14 protein-coding genes are annotated in these 15,165 nt (G+C 45.7%); 13 read left to right on the forward strand and 1 reads right to left on the reverse strand.

Annotated elements, in window-relative coordinates:
- Positions 1-87 precede the first annotated feature (87 nt).
- On the reverse strand, positions 88-429 hold the full coding sequence (locus ABIN22_RS00505; protein WP_346906062.1) for a plasmid mobilization protein: 342 nt from the start codon (positions 427-429) through the stop codon (positions 88-90).
- 307 nt (positions 430-736) lie between these two features.
- Here ABIN22_RS00505 and ABIN22_RS00510 point away from each other — a divergent pair, with 307 nt between their 5' ends.
- From ABIN22_RS00510 to hisS, 13 genes are all read left to right on the forward strand, one after another.
- Positions 737-1,321 carry a TetR/AcrR family transcriptional regulator gene (locus ABIN22_RS00510; protein ID WP_346906063.1) on the forward strand — a complete coding sequence of 195 codons (585 nt, stop codon included), beginning with the start codon at positions 737-739 and terminating at the stop codon, positions 1,319-1,321.
- A complete protein-coding gene (locus ABIN22_RS00515) occupies positions 1,314-1,913 on the forward strand; it encodes a hypothetical protein (protein WP_346906064.1) in 600 nt (199 codons plus the stop codon). Before ABIN22_RS00510 ends, ABIN22_RS00515 begins: the two co-directional genes overlap by 8 nt.
- Before the next feature lie 7 nt (positions 1,914-1,920).
- On the forward strand, positions 1,921-2,109 hold the full coding sequence (locus ABIN22_RS00520) for a cysteine-rich KTR domain-containing protein (RefSeq protein ID WP_346906065.1): 189 nt from the start codon (positions 1,921-1,923) through the stop codon (positions 2,107-2,109).
- Positions 2,110-2,464: 355 nt separating this feature from the next.
- On the forward strand, positions 2,465-2,791 hold the full coding sequence (locus ABIN22_RS00525) for an RNA polymerase sigma factor (protein ID WP_346906066.1): 327 nt from the start codon (positions 2,465-2,467) through the stop codon (positions 2,789-2,791).
- Positions 2,792-3,118: 327 nt separating this feature from the next.
- Positions 3,119-3,505, forward strand: coding sequence for a TIGR04086 family membrane protein (locus ABIN22_RS00530; protein ID WP_109733703.1), 387 nt, complete (start codon positions 3,119-3,121; stop codon positions 3,503-3,505).
- A gap of 126 nt (positions 3,506-3,631) precedes the next feature.
- On the forward strand, positions 3,632-3,775 hold the full coding sequence (scfA, locus tag ABIN22_RS00535; RefSeq protein WP_009002406.1) for a six-cysteine ranthipeptide SCIFF: 144 nt from the start codon (positions 3,632-3,634) through the stop codon (positions 3,773-3,775).
- 118 nt (positions 3,776-3,893) lie between these two features.
- On the forward strand, positions 3,894-5,315 hold the full coding sequence (gene scfB, locus ABIN22_RS00540; protein ID WP_346906067.1) for a thioether cross-link-forming SCIFF peptide maturase: 1,422 nt from the start codon (positions 3,894-3,896) through the stop codon (positions 5,313-5,315).
- Entirely contained in the window at positions 5,302-7,539 is a 2,238-nt protein-coding gene (gene secD / locus ABIN22_RS00545; protein ID WP_346906068.1) for a protein translocase subunit SecD, read from the forward strand. Before scfB ends, secD begins: the two co-directional genes overlap by 14 nt.
- Positions 7,540-7,650: 111 nt before the next feature.
- Entirely contained in the window at positions 7,651-9,363 is a 1,713-nt protein-coding gene (gene recJ, locus ABIN22_RS00550) for a single-stranded-DNA-specific exonuclease RecJ (RefSeq protein ID WP_109733705.1), read from the forward strand.
- Between the two features lie 113 nt (positions 9,364-9,476).
- Positions 9,477-11,783 (forward strand): RelA/SpoT family protein, encoded by a 2,307-nt coding sequence (locus ABIN22_RS00555; protein WP_109733706.1) that lies wholly within the window; start codon positions 9,477-9,479, stop codon positions 11,781-11,783.
- A 6-nt stretch (positions 11,784-11,789) separates the two neighbouring features.
- Positions 11,790-12,410 (forward strand): MBL fold metallo-hydrolase, encoded by a 621-nt coding sequence (locus ABIN22_RS00560; RefSeq protein WP_346906069.1) that lies wholly within the window; start codon positions 11,790-11,792, stop codon positions 12,408-12,410.
- A gap of 54 nt (positions 12,411-12,464) precedes the next feature.
- Positions 12,465-13,892 (forward strand): coproporphyrinogen dehydrogenase HemZ, encoded by a 1,428-nt coding sequence (gene hemZ / locus ABIN22_RS00565; RefSeq protein ID WP_346906070.1) that lies wholly within the window; start codon positions 12,465-12,467, stop codon positions 13,890-13,892.
- Positions 13,883-15,148 (forward strand): histidine--tRNA ligase, encoded by a 1,266-nt coding sequence (hisS, locus tag ABIN22_RS00570; protein WP_109733709.1) that lies wholly within the window; start codon positions 13,883-13,885, stop codon positions 15,146-15,148. Before hemZ ends, hisS begins: the two co-directional genes overlap by 10 nt.
- The last annotated feature ends 17 nt before the right edge of the window (positions 15,149-15,165 follow it).

Here is a 15,165-nt window from a genome sequence, read left to right on the forward strand (position 1 = left end):
TTACTAATTTCGGAGCAAGCATAGCAACAGGATAGCCTGTTGCGTGTTTTGTCCTGCAAAACGCTTGTTGGAAAGTTTCCCAAACCCTCATTTCGTCAGTCCCCTAAATTGCAAAAGCAACCGCCGTTCCGACTTCCAAACTTCGTCCATGAGCCGTTTTAGTTCGTCCATGTCCTCGGTGTAGATACGGGCGGTTTCGTTGACGCGCTTTGCAATCTGATTGATGTTAACTCCTATTTTTTGAAGTTGCGCGGAATGTGCTTTTATCTCCGGTATATCAAGCAGAATGATGTACCCATCAATGAGCATTTTGCGGGCGTAGGCGGCGAGATTTTGAGTTGGGAACTGTTTTATCTTTTCTTCAATCAACGCCCGTTCTTCCTCTGTCACTCGAACAATGATTTGCACCTTGCGTTTTCGATTTTCCATGTGATTACCTCCTTAGTACCTACTACGGTTGGTATAACAATTTTGCCAAACTTCCGCAAAAGAAAGCGTTGCAATCTCAAAAAAATTGCAACGCTTTTCAATGTCTATTCTGTTTTGTGCGGGACATTTTATTTGTCCTTTTGGCTTCCTTAATCTTTTGTGTCCTGTGTTGCGAGAATTCAAGGTCATAGTATTGAAAATAATAGCGAATATAAATACGGCGGTATGTAAATTTTTTAAGCCTATTGACTTTCTGAACAGCGTTCAATATAATATAATTGAACGCTGTTCAAGGAGGACTATTACAATGAGTAAAAACGAAAATGTCAAAAATCATATTGTTGAGGTTACTACTGATTTAATAGAGCAATATAACGGCGACACAAAAAATATTACCGCCCGTATGATTGCAGAACAAGCAGATATTGGGTTAGGGTTAATCAACTATCATTTTGGGAGCAAAGACAATCTGATAACTGAATGTGTGCAACGAATTATAGGAAAGATAGTGACAGGTTTTCATATGGAGCAAACATTTCAAACTGATAAAGAACGCTTGACAGCTTGGGCTTCTTATGTGTTTCACTTTCTTTTTGAACATTCTGCAATTTCCCGAATTTCTATTCTTGGAGATTTACAGAATTATGTGGAAAATTGTAATTCTGTTCTTACGCAGCAAGGATTTATGCATTCCCTGAAAAATGACATTTCAAAGGATGATAAATCCGTATTGGTGTTTATTCTTACCGCAGCAATGCAAACGGCATTTTTAGGGCGTGATGTAGCAAAACAAGTTCTTGGCTATGACTTCACGAAAGCAAACGACAGAGAAGCCTATATTAAAAAAGTGATAGATATTCTCTTTGAAAGAGGGGGGCAAGTTGATGAATAGGAAAATAGGAATGTTCAGTTGTGTAATTAACTTGATTTCTATCATCGGTTTCGCATTGTCTATGCTAATCGGGTTTAATTACGGCAGCTATTTTTGTTCAATGTTTATAGCTTTTAGTTTTGTGATTATGATGTGGGCATATGCTTATTTTTCTGAAATAAAATGCAAATTGTCGGGTTATATTTCAGCGGGCTTTGCTACTGTGTATGCAACAATTATCTTGCTGGTTTATTTTGCTCAATTAACAACGGTTCGACTTAATGATTTAACGCAACAAGCTGTTAAACTTCTTGATTTTCAGCAATTTGGATTATTTTTTAACTATGATTTGTTAGGATATGCACTAATGGCATTAGCAACATTTTTTGCAGGCTTGGCGATAAATGCACACTCCAAAGTGGATAAATGGCTGAAATATCTACTTATAATACATGGAGCTTTTTTTATAAGCTGTTTAATTATGCCTATGCTTGGATTATTCAAAGCTGATAGCCCATCTTGGATAGGCGTTGCCGTATTGGAATTTTGGTGCTTGTATTTTTGCCCTATCAGTATTTTATCGTTCTTGCACTTTTCTAAGTGCAAGGAATGAGGCGGTTATGAGCAAAATAGAATGGATACGTTGCCCTGTCTGCGGAAATAAAACAAGATTGAAAATTCGAGAGGATACAGAGCTAAAAAACTTTCCGCTATTCTGTCCCAAATGCAAGCAAGAAATCTTAATCAACATACAACAATTAAATATGTCAGTTATCAAAGAGCCAGACGCTAAGACGCAGAGCCGATAATACGCAGGTAGTCCAACTGTATGTTATCGGCTTATTTTATTTGTGATAACAATTAAAGCCGCCGTTTTCCTTTTTCAAAATTGGAAATATGGAGGGTGTATTAGAGTTACCTTTTTAAGGATATGACGGTATCAAGGAGGTATCGCCGTGTCCTTTTCTGTTTTTCATAGCCTACCGCATAATTTACGGTCAAAAAAAACCATTACCCGCCGACGGAGTATTCCGTCCATAAAAATGCACACACATCATCATATATGCCTTATTACATCATATAGCATAGCCGCCTGTACAGTTTTGCGCTGTACAGACGGTTTTTGTTATATCCCTCATTCCGGACAGAAAGGGGGTGATGAAAATGACGTATTCAAAGGAACAAAAAGAACATATCGAGTTTGTCTTTGACGTGTCAACAACGGACGAATATTTCGTAAAGCAAGACAAGCCAATCGCTTTTACCGTATGCAACAAGACTGTAATTGTAGACAATGAACAGTTAGGCGAAGCATTGAAACGCTTGACGGCGGCACAACGGGAGTTGATACTGTTGCACTTTTTCCTGCGCTGCACAGACGAGCAAATCGGCAAGCTGTATGGGCGCAATCGCAGCACCATTCAGTATCGAAGAAGCGTTGCAATCAAGCAGTTACGAAAAGAAATGGAGAGCTTGAAAGATGAAGAATAACAGAGGATTTTCCTTGCTGCCCGTAGAGGTCAACAAAGCCTTGCGCCATGCGGTTTTGCAGATGCGGAAACGGGGGACGTAATGGTTTTATACTCGTTACCTTAAAAATGGGCTTCTATTGCGTGACAAGAAGAAAGACGGGTGAAAAGCGTTATGCCCCTCGCTCGTCTTTCATAACAACCTTGTTTGTCAGCCGTTAAGTCTGTTTGTTTTCAATACTTCCTTATCGGCTTTCGCCTAAACTGCTGCTGTTTTTTTCGTTTAAGTTATATTTCCCGCGGGACAATCATATGCTGTATTAGTATATGATGGACGAGGAGGTTTGGGATGGAGAAAAAGACAAACAGAGGACGCGGGGCGGAAGGAAAAGCTGTCTGGATTCTGAAAGCCCTTTTGTGCGCCTATGTAGTAACAGGGATCCTGCTGCTATTGCTGACACTTTTGCTTTATAAATTGAATCTGGATGAAGGAAAAGTAACAGGGGGAATTATTGCAATCTATGTCATTTCTACTTTTGTCGGTGGGTTTGCAGCAGGAAAGATGGCGAAGGTACGCAAGTTTGCGTGGGGACTGACGATTGGGATCCTGTATTTTGGACTGCTGCTTTTGATTTCTCTGGGGGTGTACCGGACACTGCAGGGCAGCGGGGCCAATGTACTGACAACATTTTTGCTCTGTGCAGGCGGCGGAATGCTTGGGGGGATGATATCCTGATCCTGAGACATACGATTATGCAACGATTATGTTCATGAAAAAAACACTTTAAAAACATATAACAGTATGCTATAATGTTACGAGGTAAATACATGCCTGTAGCATGAATAGTAGGAGGAGAGAACCATGAAGCATATCAAGACATTGAATACACAGACATTGAACAATACAGTAAAAAAGGGCGGTTGCGGTGAATGCCAGACATCCTGCCAGTCAGCATGCAAGACTTCCTGTACAGTAGGAAATCAGACCTGCGAACATAAGAAATAAGATACATATAATTTAGTAAAGAACCATGAAAGGCAGCGACCTCGGCCGCTGCCTTACGCTTGTTACCGGGATTCTTTTTCCGGGCATGTGAATTAAGATGAAAGTGGGGGTATCTGTTGTGATACATCAGTACCAGAATAATGGATATAACATTGTCCTCGATGTGAACAGTGGTTCTGTGCACGTGGTGGACAAGATTGCATATGACGTGATCGGCTGTCTGGAGGGTATGAATCCCCTTCATACCCCGGAAACTTTACGCAGTGATGAGACCCGGGAGTATCTCTGCGGGAATCTGGAAGATACCTATGCCAGAGAAGAACTTTGTGAAGTGCTGGAGGCCGTGGCTGAACTTGCAGAGGCAGGACAGCTTTTTGCAAGAGATATATATGAAGACTATATAGGGGAAGTGAAGCAGAGGAAGACCGTTGTTAAGGCTCTTTGTCTGCATATTGCGCATGACTGTAATCTGGCATGTAAGTACTGCTTTGCGGAAGAAGGGGAATACCACGGGAGACGTGCCCTGATGTCATACGAGGTGGGGAAGAAAGCACTGGATTTCCTGATCGAGAATTCCGGGAACAGGAGGAATCTCGAAGTCGACTTCTTCGGCGGGGAGCCGCTGATGAACTGGCAGGTTGTGAAAGACCTGGTGGCTTATGGGCGGGAGCAGGAAAAGCTGCACAATAAGCATTTCCGTTTTACCGTGACGACTAACGGTGTCCTGTTGAATGATGAGATTCAGGAGTTCGTGAACCGCGAGATGGACAATGTCGTGCTCAGTCTCGACGGCCGTAAGGAAGTAAATGACAGAATGCGCCCGTTCAGAAACGGAAAAGGCAGTTATGACCTGATTGTACCGAAGTTTCAGAAACTGGCGGAGAGCCGGAACCAGGAGAAGTACTATATAAGAGGGACGTTTACAAGGGAGAATCTTGACTTTTCAAATGATGTCATGCATTTTGCAGAGCTGGGGTTCAAACAGATTTCCATAGAACCGGTAGTCGGAGAGGACACAGACCCATATGCAATCAGGGAAAGTGACCTGCCGCAGATTTTCCGGGAATATGATATTCTGGCAAAGACTATGGTGGAAAGAGAGCGCAGGGGGGAAGGATTTACATTCTTCCATTTTATGCTGGATTTAGAAGGCGGTCCGTGTGTCGCAAAGAGACTTTCAGGCTGCGGCTCAGGGACAGAGTATCTGGCTGTTACGCCGTGGGGGGATTTATACCCGTGCCACCAGTTTGTCGGGAATGAAAAGTTCCTGATGGGAAATGTGGATGACGGAATCGTAAAACCGGAAATCGCGGATGATTTCAGAGGCTGCAGCGTCTATTCCAAAGAAAAATGCCGGAAGTGTTTTGCCAGATTCTACTGCAGCGGCGGCTGTATGGCAAACTCTTATAAATTCCACAATACGATTCATGATACGTATGATGTGAGCTGTGAGATGGAACGTAAACGTGTAGAATGTGCGATTATGATAAAGGCTGCATTGGCAGATGAAGAAAGGAATGTGACTCATGAAGAAAAGTAAAGGCATTATCAGCCTGATTCTGACTGCCCTGCTGATTGCCCTGTTGGGATTTACAACAGTGGTCGGATTCGGGAAAACAGGTTCAGGTGCCGCAAAGAATATCAAGCTTGGTCTTGATCTGGAAGGCGGCGTAAGTATTACATATCAGGTCAAAGGGGACACACCGTCCCAGGCAGATATGGATGATACCATTTATAAGCTGCAGAGACGTGTGGAAGGTTACAGTACAGAGGCTACCGTATATCAGGAGGGCGATGACCGTATCAGCATTGAGATTCCAGGTGTTAAGGATGCCAACAAGATTCTGGACGAATTAGGACAGCCGGGCTCACTGTATTTTATCAGAGAAAAGGACAGTGACGGCAACGCTAACTATTCACAGGTATCTGCTGGGGAATATAAGCTTAACAAGACGATCGATGAGCTAAAGGAGGATGGTTCCATCGTTCTCACCGGTACAGATGTTAAGAATGCATCTGCAGCAACAACGCAGGATTCAATGAATAACAAAAAGAATATCGTCGAGCTTTCCTTTACAAAAGAAGGAACTGAGAAATTTGCGGCTGCAACAAAAGAAGCGGCAGGCAAAGAGACGATTGCAATTTACTATGATGGAGAACTCGTCAGTGTGCCGAATGTGGAGAATGAAATCCTTGACGGGCAGGCCCAGATCTCAGGAAGTATGGATTTTGAAGCGGCAGAACAGCTGGCATCCACGATCCGTATCGGTGGACTGAGTCTGGAACTCGAGGAGCTGCGTTCCAATGTTGTTGGTGCACAGCTGGGGCAGGAAGCGATCAGCACCAGTTTAAAGGCCGGCGCGATCGGACTTGCAATTGTGTTTATTTTCATGTGTTTTGTATACCTGCTTCCGGGATTTGCGGCAAGTATTGCACTGCTCATTTATACGGGGCTGATTCTTGTCCTGCTGAATGCATTTGATATTACACTGACACTTCCGGGTATCGCAGGTATTATCCTTGGTATCGGTATGGCGGTGGATGCGAACGTTATCATTTTCGCCAGAGTCCGTGAGGAACTGTCGGCCGGCAAGAACGTAAGGGCTGCGCTGAATGCAGGTTTCCATAAGGCGATGTCGGCGATTCTGGACGGAAATATTACAACCCTGATTGCAGCGGCCGTGCTGTGGCTGAAGGGAAGTGGAAGTGTAAAAGGATTCGCACAGACACTGGCACTTGGTATCGTGGTTTCCATGTTTACCGCACTGGTGATTACACGTCTGATTGTGTATTCCTTCTATGCAGTGGGAATCCGCAATACAAAGGTTTATGGCCGTGTAAAACCGGAACGTAAGCCAATAGACTTCCTAAGTAAGAAAAAAATATTCTTTGCAATATCAATTGTAATTGTTCTGGCTGGATTTGCATTTATGGGAATTAACAGCAGCCAGGGCAAGGGTGCATTAAATTACAGCCTTGAGTTTAAGGGCGGTACCTCAACCAACGTGACCTTTGATAAAGATTACAGTCTGGAGGAGATCGACAAGAATATCGTGCCTCTGATTGAAGATGCAACAGGGGACAATAATGTACAGGTTCAGAAAGTAGAAGGAACCAATCAGGTAATCTTCAAGACAAAGACACTTGAACTTGACAGACGTGAAGCATTTAATAAGGCGATGACAGATGAGTTCAATGTAAATGAGGACGAGATTACAACAGAGAATATCAGTTCAACTGTAAGTTCGGAGATGAGACAGGATGCCATCGTTGCAGTTCTGATTGCAACAATTTGTATGCTGCTCTATATCTGGTTTAGGTTTAAGGACATCCGTTTTGCAACGAGTGCCGTGCTGGCGCTGCTGCACGATGTTCTGGTCGTACTTGCATTCTACGTTGTTGCAAGGGTATCAGTAGGTAATACATTTATCGCATGTATGCTGACAATCGTAGGTTACTCCATCAATGCCACGATCGTTATCTTTGACCGTATCCGTGAGGAGATGAAGACAAAGAAACGCGGCGAGGAACTCTCAGATCTCGTGAACAGATGTATTACACGTACATTGACACGTAGTATTTATACCTCACTGACAACGTTCGTGATGGTTGCAGTATTATATGTTATGGGTGTAAGTTCGATTAAAGAATTTGCATTGCCGCTGATGGTAGGTATTATCTGCGGGGCATATTCATCCGTATGTATCACAGGCGCACTCTGGTATGTGATGAAAGGCAAGGGACTGAAACAGGAAAAGAAGTAAGAACGTATATGCAGGAGGGGGCACCGCCGTGAATTGGCGGTGCCCCCTTTGCAGAATTAGATTACCCCACAGGTATTTCTGATAAAATTTTATACACAAGGAGGATAAAGGGTGGAAAAATGGTTTGTTTCTATGAAAAAAGCAGATTTTAACCAGATTGCCGAAAAGTACCGGATATCTCCGATTCTTGCAAGGCTGATCAGGAACCGGGATATGACGTCGGATCAGGAGATTGATTTTTATCTGAATGGTACGATCGCAGACTTATTTGATGGCATGCTTATGAAGGATATGGATAAAGCAGTAGAGATTTTGGCGGAGAAAATTCGTGAGGGAGCGCCAATCCGCGTAATTGGCGATTATGATATAGACGGTGTCAACGCGACATATGTACTCCAGGAGGGGATCGCGAAGCTTGGCGGAGATGTGGATACGGATATTCCGGACCGGATTAAGGATGGTTACGGGCTGAACCGTATGCTGATCGACCGGGCACTGGATGAGGGGATCGATACCATTATTACTTGTGATAACGGGATCGCCGCATCGGAGGAGATTGCCTATGGGAAGAAGCAGGGGCTCACAATCATCGTGACGGATCATCATGAAGTGCCTTATCTGGATGCCGGAAGCGGGCGGGAGTACCTTCTTCCACAGGCAGATGCGGTCATTGACCCGCACCGGGCAGACTGTGACTATCCGTTTAAGGGCTTATGCGGGGCGGCAGTTGCCTACAAGCTGGTGGAGGCATTATATGAGGTGATGCAGCGCGATGTGGACGATGTGGATTACCTGATGCAAAATGTGGCAATTGCGACCGTTGGTGACGTGATGGACCTTGTCGGTGAGAACCGGATTTTTGTAAAGCAGGGTCTGGAAATGCTGAAACGAACGAATAATCACGGCCTGAAAGCACTGATGGAATGTACGGGTGTGCCCGTGGACCGTCTGTCAGCTTACCATATTGGTTTTGTAATCGGGCCGTGCATCAACGCAAGCGGCCGTCTGGACACTGCAAAACGGGCGCTTGAGCTTTTAAATGCGCCGAACCGCCGTGAAGCGGTCATGCTGGCGGAAGACTTAAAAGCCCTGAATGACAGCCGCAAGGAGATGACCGAAAAGGGTGTTGAAGAAGCTGTGGAGCAGATCGAAAATACCTCTATGGGTGAGGATAAGGTTCTCGTTATCTATCTTCCGGACTGCCATGAGAGTATAGCCGGGATTATAGCGGGAAGAATTAAAGAGAGGTATTACAGGCCGACCTTTGTTCTGACGGCAGGTGAGGAAGGTGTGAAGGGCTCGGGACGTTCCATCGAGGCCTATAATATGTTTGAGGAAATGTGCAAATGCCGAGCCCTGTTTACTAAGTTCGGCGGACATAAGCTGGCGGCGGGGCTTTCCCTCAAAGAGGAGAATGTAGGGCGGTTCCGGGAGGTGATTAATGAGCTTGCGGACCTGTCTGAGGAGGACATGCTGCCGAAGGTTTCTATAGACATGCAGCTTCCGCTTCCTTATGTGACGGAAGAACTTGTTTCCGAACTGGAACTTTTAGAACCGTTCGGCAAGGGAAATACGAAACCCGTGTTCGCAGAAAAAAATCTGAAAGTAATCAGCCCGAAAATTATCGGCAAGAATCAGAATGTTCTAAAGTTCAGGGTACAGGATCAGCGGGGCAATCAGATGGAGGCAGTTTATTTCGGTGATGCTGCCGCATGTATGGAGTATATGCGGGGGAAACCGGAGATGTCGTTTACCTTTTATCCGTCAATAAACGAATATATGGGAAACCGTACGCTTCAGATTACGGTGACCAACTACCAGTAAGGTCATTTTTTGGCGTTTTTGCGCCATTTTCTGTTTGAAATAGTTTGAAAAAAATAAAAATGATGGTATACTTAGGAATATGAAACTTACGATGGAAGAAAGGGGGAATTGATATGGCGGGGACTCCGGAATATGAATTGCTGAATATGAATCTGGAGATCGTAGACGGGCATGCCGTAAAAGCGCCCGAAGATTATCAAGACCCTGAACAATTATATCAGGCCTTGATTGCCAGAGTCAGGAAATATCATCCGTCTGCGGATATTACAATGATTGAGAAAGCATACAGGGTCGGAAATCAGGCACATAACGGTCAGGTGCGCAAGTCTGGCGAACCTTATATTATCCATCCTCTGTGGGTCGGGATTATTCTGGCGGACCTTGAGATGGATAAGGAGACGATCGTGGCAGGCATGCTGCACGATGCAGTAGAAGATACGGAGATGACTCTCGAAGACGTGGCGAAAGAATTCGGAGATGAGGTTGCACTTCTCGTGGATGGTGTCACAAAATTGGGACAGTTGTCCTATTCCCAGGATAAACTGGAGGTTCAGGCGGAGAATCTGCGGAAGATGTTCCTTGCAATGGCAAAGGATATCCGTGTCATTATCATTAAACTGGCTGACCGGCTCCATAATATGCGGACGCTGGAATTTATGGTAGAGGCCAAGCAGAAGGAAAAGGCAAGGGAGACGATGGACATTTACGCGCCCATCGCGCAGCGCCTCGGTATCTCCAAGATTAAGACAGAACTGGACGATCTGTCATTAAAGTATTATCAGCCCGAAGTATATTATGACCTGGTAAAAGATTTAAATGAGAGGAAGACTGAGCGCGAGGATTTTGTACAGCAGATCGTGGCGGAAGTTTCTTCACATATGAGGAATTCTCATATTAACGCGAAGGTTTACGGGCGTGTAAAGCATTTCTTCAGTATCTATAAGAAGATGGTGAACCAGAATAAGACTCTGGATCAGGTATATGACCTGTTTGCAGTCCGCATCATTGTTGATTCCGTGAAGGACTGCTATGCGGCCCTCGGTGTAATTCATGAGATGTACACACCTATACCGGGCCGATTTAAAGATTATATTGCCATGCCAAAGGCGAATATGTACCAGTCCCTCCACACGACACTGATGGGGCCGTCAGGACAGCCGTTCGAGATTCAGATCCGCACCGAGGAGATGCACAAGACCGCTGAGTACGGTATTGCGGCACACTGGAAATACAAGGAAAGCGGAGACTCCACGAAGAGTGTGAAGGCCCAGGAGGAAGAGAAGTTGAGCTGGCTGCGCCAAATTCTGGAGTGGCAGCGTGACATGTCAGACAACCGGGAGTTTTTAAGCCTGCTCAAAGGTGATTTGGACCTGTTCGCGGAGGATGTATACTGCTTTACCCCAAACGGTGATGTGAAGAACCTGCCGAATGGTTCGACGCCGGTTGATTTTGCATATGCGATCCACAGTGCGGTAGGCAATAAGATGGTCGGCGCCAGAGTAAACGGAAAGCTGGTGAATATAGACTATAAGATCCAGAACGGTGACAGGATAGAGATTCTGACTTCCCAGAATTCCAAGGGACCGAGCCGGGACTGGCTGAATATCGTTAAGAGCACACAGGCAAAGAATAAGATCAACCAGTGGTTTAAGAAAGAATTTAAAGAAGACAATATCGTGCGCGGCAAGGAGTTGATTAATGCCTACTGCAAGGCGAAGACGATTAGTCTGACGAATATCATGAAGCCGAAGTACCAGCAGATTGTGCAGAAGAAGTACGGTTTCAGAGACTGGGATGCCGTTCTGGCTGCGCTGGGGCACGGCGGGCTGAAGGAAGGCCAGGTTGTGAACCGCCTTGTAGAAGAGTACGAGAAGGAACACAAGAAGACGATCACGGATGAGACGATTCTGGAGAAGATTTCAGAAGCGAATAATCAGAAAGTCCACATTGCCAAGTCCAAGAGTGGTATTGTTGTAAAAGGAATCGATGATATGGCGGTACGTTTTTCGAAATGCTGTAATCCGGTTCCGGGAGATGAGATCGTTGGATTTGTCACCCGCGGGCGCGGAATGTCGATCCATAGGACGGACTGTGTGAATATGCTCCATCTGTCAGAGAAGGAAAGAGAACGCCTGATCGATGCCGAATGGGAAGAGACTGCAGAGGCGGAGAGCGGCGGGCAGTATCTGGCCGAGCTGAAGATGTATGCCCATGACAGGCAGGGACTTCTGATGGACATTTCTAAGATCTTTACAGAGGCGAAATTAGACGTGAAGTCCATGAATATCCGTACCAGTAAGAAAGGCACAGCCACACTGGACATGGGATTCATCGTGCACGGACGGGATGAGCTGAACAAAGTAATTGAGAAACTGCGCCAGTTAGACGGCGTGATGGATATTGAACGAACGGCAGGTTAAATTAAGATGAAGATAGAAAAGTTTGCAATAGGTATCATAGGCACGAATTGCTATCTTGTGCAGAATGAAGACACAAAGGAATGTATTCTGATAGATCCCGCGGTTTTGAGGGCGGAGATTGTGAGCCATATTAAGAACCAGGGGCTGAAGCTGACAGCCATTCTGCTGACACACGGGCATTTCGACCACATCATGGGTGTGGACGGGTTCCTGAAGGAATTCCCTGTACCCGTTTATGCACATGAAAAAGAGGAGGCACTGCTAAATGATGCCTCGCTGAATTCATCCGCCACATACGGACCGGGATATACATTTTCGGATGCCGTATATGTGAAGGACAAGGAGAAGCTTAAAGCAGCGGGATTCGATATTGAAGTTATCTATACGCCGGGGCATACAATAGGAGGCTGCTGCTACTATATTCCGGCAGAAGGTGTACTGTTTTCCGGGGACACTTTATTTTGTTCCTCCATTGGCAGATCAGACTTCCCGACAGGAAGTGCGGGACAGCTGATCCGTTCCATCCAGGAAAGGCTGATGTGCCTTCCGGATGAGACAAAGGTATATCCGGGACATATGGACGAGACGACGATTGCTTTTGAGAAGAAGAACAATCCGTTTCTTTAATATAGGGTACCAGATTGCGAATGAATAGCAGAAAGCGGGATTTTTAAAACTATTATGATTGAAATAAGCAGTAAAGATACACTGTATATGTATAATTTATATCATATCACGAAGGCCTTTTTCCCGAACACGGAGATCGGGCAAAAGGTGGATGAAGGGCAAGAACCTCTGGTAAAACTAACGTTGGAAGGGGGCTCTTGCTTTTCCATTACCGAAGGTGAAATCAACGCCCTTACGGACCGGCAGGAGCGCAAGAAGTTTGTGACCAGACATGTGTATGACTGGCTGTCCAAAGAGACTGGGATACAGCTTGCGTGGGGGATGCTCACCGGTGTAAGGCCCACGAAACTCATCATGCAGCAAGTGGAAACAGGAATGCATGAAAAAGAAATTATTCAGTTTCTGAAAAAAGAATACGCGGTCAGCGCGAAGAAGGCACAGCTCGGACTGGAGATTGCAAAGAGAGAAAAGGCGCAGCTGGACCGTCTGGACTATGACAATGGGTACAGTCTGTATGTGGGGATCCCGTTTTGTCCGAGCATCTGTTCCTACTGTTCTTTTAGTTCCTCACCTCTCGAAAAATGGAAAGACCGGATGGACGCTTATCTGGACGCGCTTTGCAGGGAGATTATGGCAATTGGCAGGGCGGTACAGGGAAAGAAACTGAATACCATTTATATAGGCGGCGGGACTCCGACGACCCTTGAGGCGGATCAGCTGGAACGGCTGCTTCTGCATCTGGGGGACACCTTTTCTTACGGGGAACTGAAGGAGTTTACGGTAGAAGCCGGCAGACCGGACAGTATCACAAGGGAGAAACTGGAAGTGCTTTCCCGGTATCCGGTAACGCGTATTTCTATCAACCCGCAGACCATGCAGCAGAAAACTCTGGATGAGGTGGGGCGCAGACATACTGTTCAGGATGTGAAAGATGTGTTCCATATGGCGAGGAAACTTGGATTTGACAATATTAACATGGACCTGATTGCAGGACTGCCCGGTGAGAATGCAGGGGATATGCGTGATACCTTAAGACAGATAGAAGCACTGGGGCCGGACAGCCTGACCGTACATGCGCTCGCAATCAAACGGGCTGCCCGTCTAGGACAGGAACACTGCAGGATTGACCTGCACAGCGAGATTGAACAGATGGTGGAGGACAGCGCCGGGGCGGCAGAGAGGATGGGGCTTGTTCCTTATTATCTGTACCGGCAGAAGAATATTGCGGGAAATTTTGAAAATGTTGGTTACGCAAAGGTTGACAAAGCCGGAATATACAATATACTTATTATGGAAGAAAAACAGACAATCCTTGCGGCCGGGGCAGGTTCTTCTACAAAGATCGTGCTCCCGGAGAAGGTACAGATGGAGAACGGGAAGAAGAGCAACCTGGTCAGGATTGAGAATGTGAAAGACATTACGGAATATATCGGCCGTATTGACGAAATGATAGAGCGAAAAGGAGAATGGTTATGGCGTTAAAGAAGAAACCGGTCACCGGAATGAAGGACATGATGCCCGCTGAGATGGAGATCAGAGATTACGTGATAGGGCTCATCAAAGAAACTTACAAAGCATTTGGATTTTCATCCATAGAGACTCCCTGTGTGGAACATATTGAAAACCTGTGCAGCAAGCAGGGCGGGGATAATGAAAAGCTGATTTTCAAGATACTAAAAAGAGGCGAAAAGTTAAAGATCGATACAGCACAGACAGAGAGTGACCTGGTTGACGGGGGACTGCGTTATGACCTGACCGTGCCGCTGTCACGGTATTATTCAAATAATGCCAACGACCTCCCGTCACCTTTCAAGGCACTGCAGATGGGGAATGTGTGGCGCGCCGACAGACCGCAGAGAGGGCGTTTCCGTCAGTTTATGCAGTGTGACATCGACATTTTGGGCGAACCGGGCAATCTCGCGGAGATCGAGCTGATTCTTGCGACATCCACGCTGCTTGGAAAGCTGGATTTCAGAAATTTCACGATCCGCATCAATGACCGCAGATTTTTGAAGGCGATGGCGGCTTACAGCGGTTTCAAAGAAGAAGACTACGAGAATGTATTCATTATACTGGACAAGATGGACAAGATCGGCATGGACGGTGTTGCATCTGAATTAGAGGAGTGCGGATATGAGAAAGAATCGGTGGAAAAATATCTTCAGCTTTTCAAAGAAATTACAAACAACGTGGAGGGCGTACGCTACTGCAAAGAGAAACTGGAAGGCTTTCTCCCGGATGAAGCAGCGTCTTCACTGGAAATGATTATTACAAGTGTGGAAACGGCAAGAGAGGCTGATTTCAAGATCAGCTTCGACCCCACACTCGTACGTGGAATGTCCTATTATACCGGGACTATTTTCGAAATCTCTATGGACGAGTTCGGCGGTTCTGTAGGCGGCGGCGGACGTTACGACGAGATGATCGGGAAATTCACGGGACAGAATACCCCTGCGGTAGGTTTCTCAATCGGGTTCGAACGAATTGTCATGCTCCTGCTGGAAAGAGGCTATCAAGTGCCGACAAGCAGGTCTAAAAAGGCGTTCCTCATCGAGAAGAACATGCCTCAGGAAGGCATGCTGAAAGTATTAAGCCTTGCAAAAGAAGAACGCGCGGCAGGAAAACAGGTCATGATCGTTAATATGAAGAAAAATAAAAAATTCCAGAAGGAACAACTGGTGGAGCAGGGATATGAAGACATTGTTGAATGCTACCGCGACTCCATAAACGAACTGTAAATGTGAAAAAAGTGTGT

It is taken from the genome of Faecalicatena orotica (assembly GCF_905197545.1).
GTDB lineage: Bacteria > Bacillota > Clostridia > Lachnospirales > Lachnospiraceae > Faecalicatena_A > Faecalicatena_A orotica.

What these genes read in the sequence shown, in the direction of transcription:
- ABIN22_RS00505 (WP_346906062.1), bottom strand. Translation starts at nt 429, where the DNA reads ATGGAAAATCGAAAACGCAAGGTGCAAATCATTGTTCGAGTGACAGAG.
- ABIN22_RS00510 (WP_346906063.1), top strand. Translation starts at nt 737, where the DNA reads ATGAGTAAAAACGAAAATGTCAAAAATCATATTGTTGAGGTTACTACT.
- ABIN22_RS00515 (WP_346906064.1), top strand. Translation starts at nt 1,314, where the DNA reads ATGAATAGGAAAATAGGAATGTTCAGTTGTGTAATTAACTTGATTTCT.
- ABIN22_RS00520 (WP_346906065.1), top strand. Translation starts at nt 1,921, where the DNA reads ATGAGCAAAATAGAATGGATACGTTGCCCTGTCTGCGGAAATAAAACA.
- ABIN22_RS00525 (WP_346906066.1), top strand. Translation starts at nt 2,465, where the DNA reads ATGACGTATTCAAAGGAACAAAAAGAACATATCGAGTTTGTCTTTGAC.
- ABIN22_RS00530 (WP_109733703.1), top strand. Translation starts at nt 3,119, where the DNA reads ATGGAGAAAAAGACAAACAGAGGACGCGGGGCGGAAGGAAAAGCTGTC.
- scfA (WP_009002406.1), top strand. Translation starts at nt 3,632, where the DNA reads ATGAAGCATATCAAGACATTGAATACACAGACATTGAACAATACAGTA.
- secD (WP_346906068.1), top strand. Translation starts at nt 5,302, where the DNA reads ATGAAGAAAAGTAAAGGCATTATCAGCCTGATTCTGACTGCCCTGCTG.
- ABIN22_RS00555 (WP_109733706.1), top strand. Translation starts at nt 9,477, where the DNA reads ATGGCGGGGACTCCGGAATATGAATTGCTGAATATGAATCTGGAGATC.
- ABIN22_RS00560 (WP_346906069.1), top strand. Translation starts at nt 11,790, where the DNA reads ATGAAGATAGAAAAGTTTGCAATAGGTATCATAGGCACGAATTGCTAT.
- hemZ (WP_346906070.1), top strand. Translation starts at nt 12,465, where the DNA reads ATGATTGAAATAAGCAGTAAAGATACACTGTATATGTATAATTTATAT.
- hisS (WP_109733709.1), top strand. Translation starts at nt 13,883, where the DNA reads ATGGCGTTAAAGAAGAAACCGGTCACCGGAATGAAGGACATGATGCCC.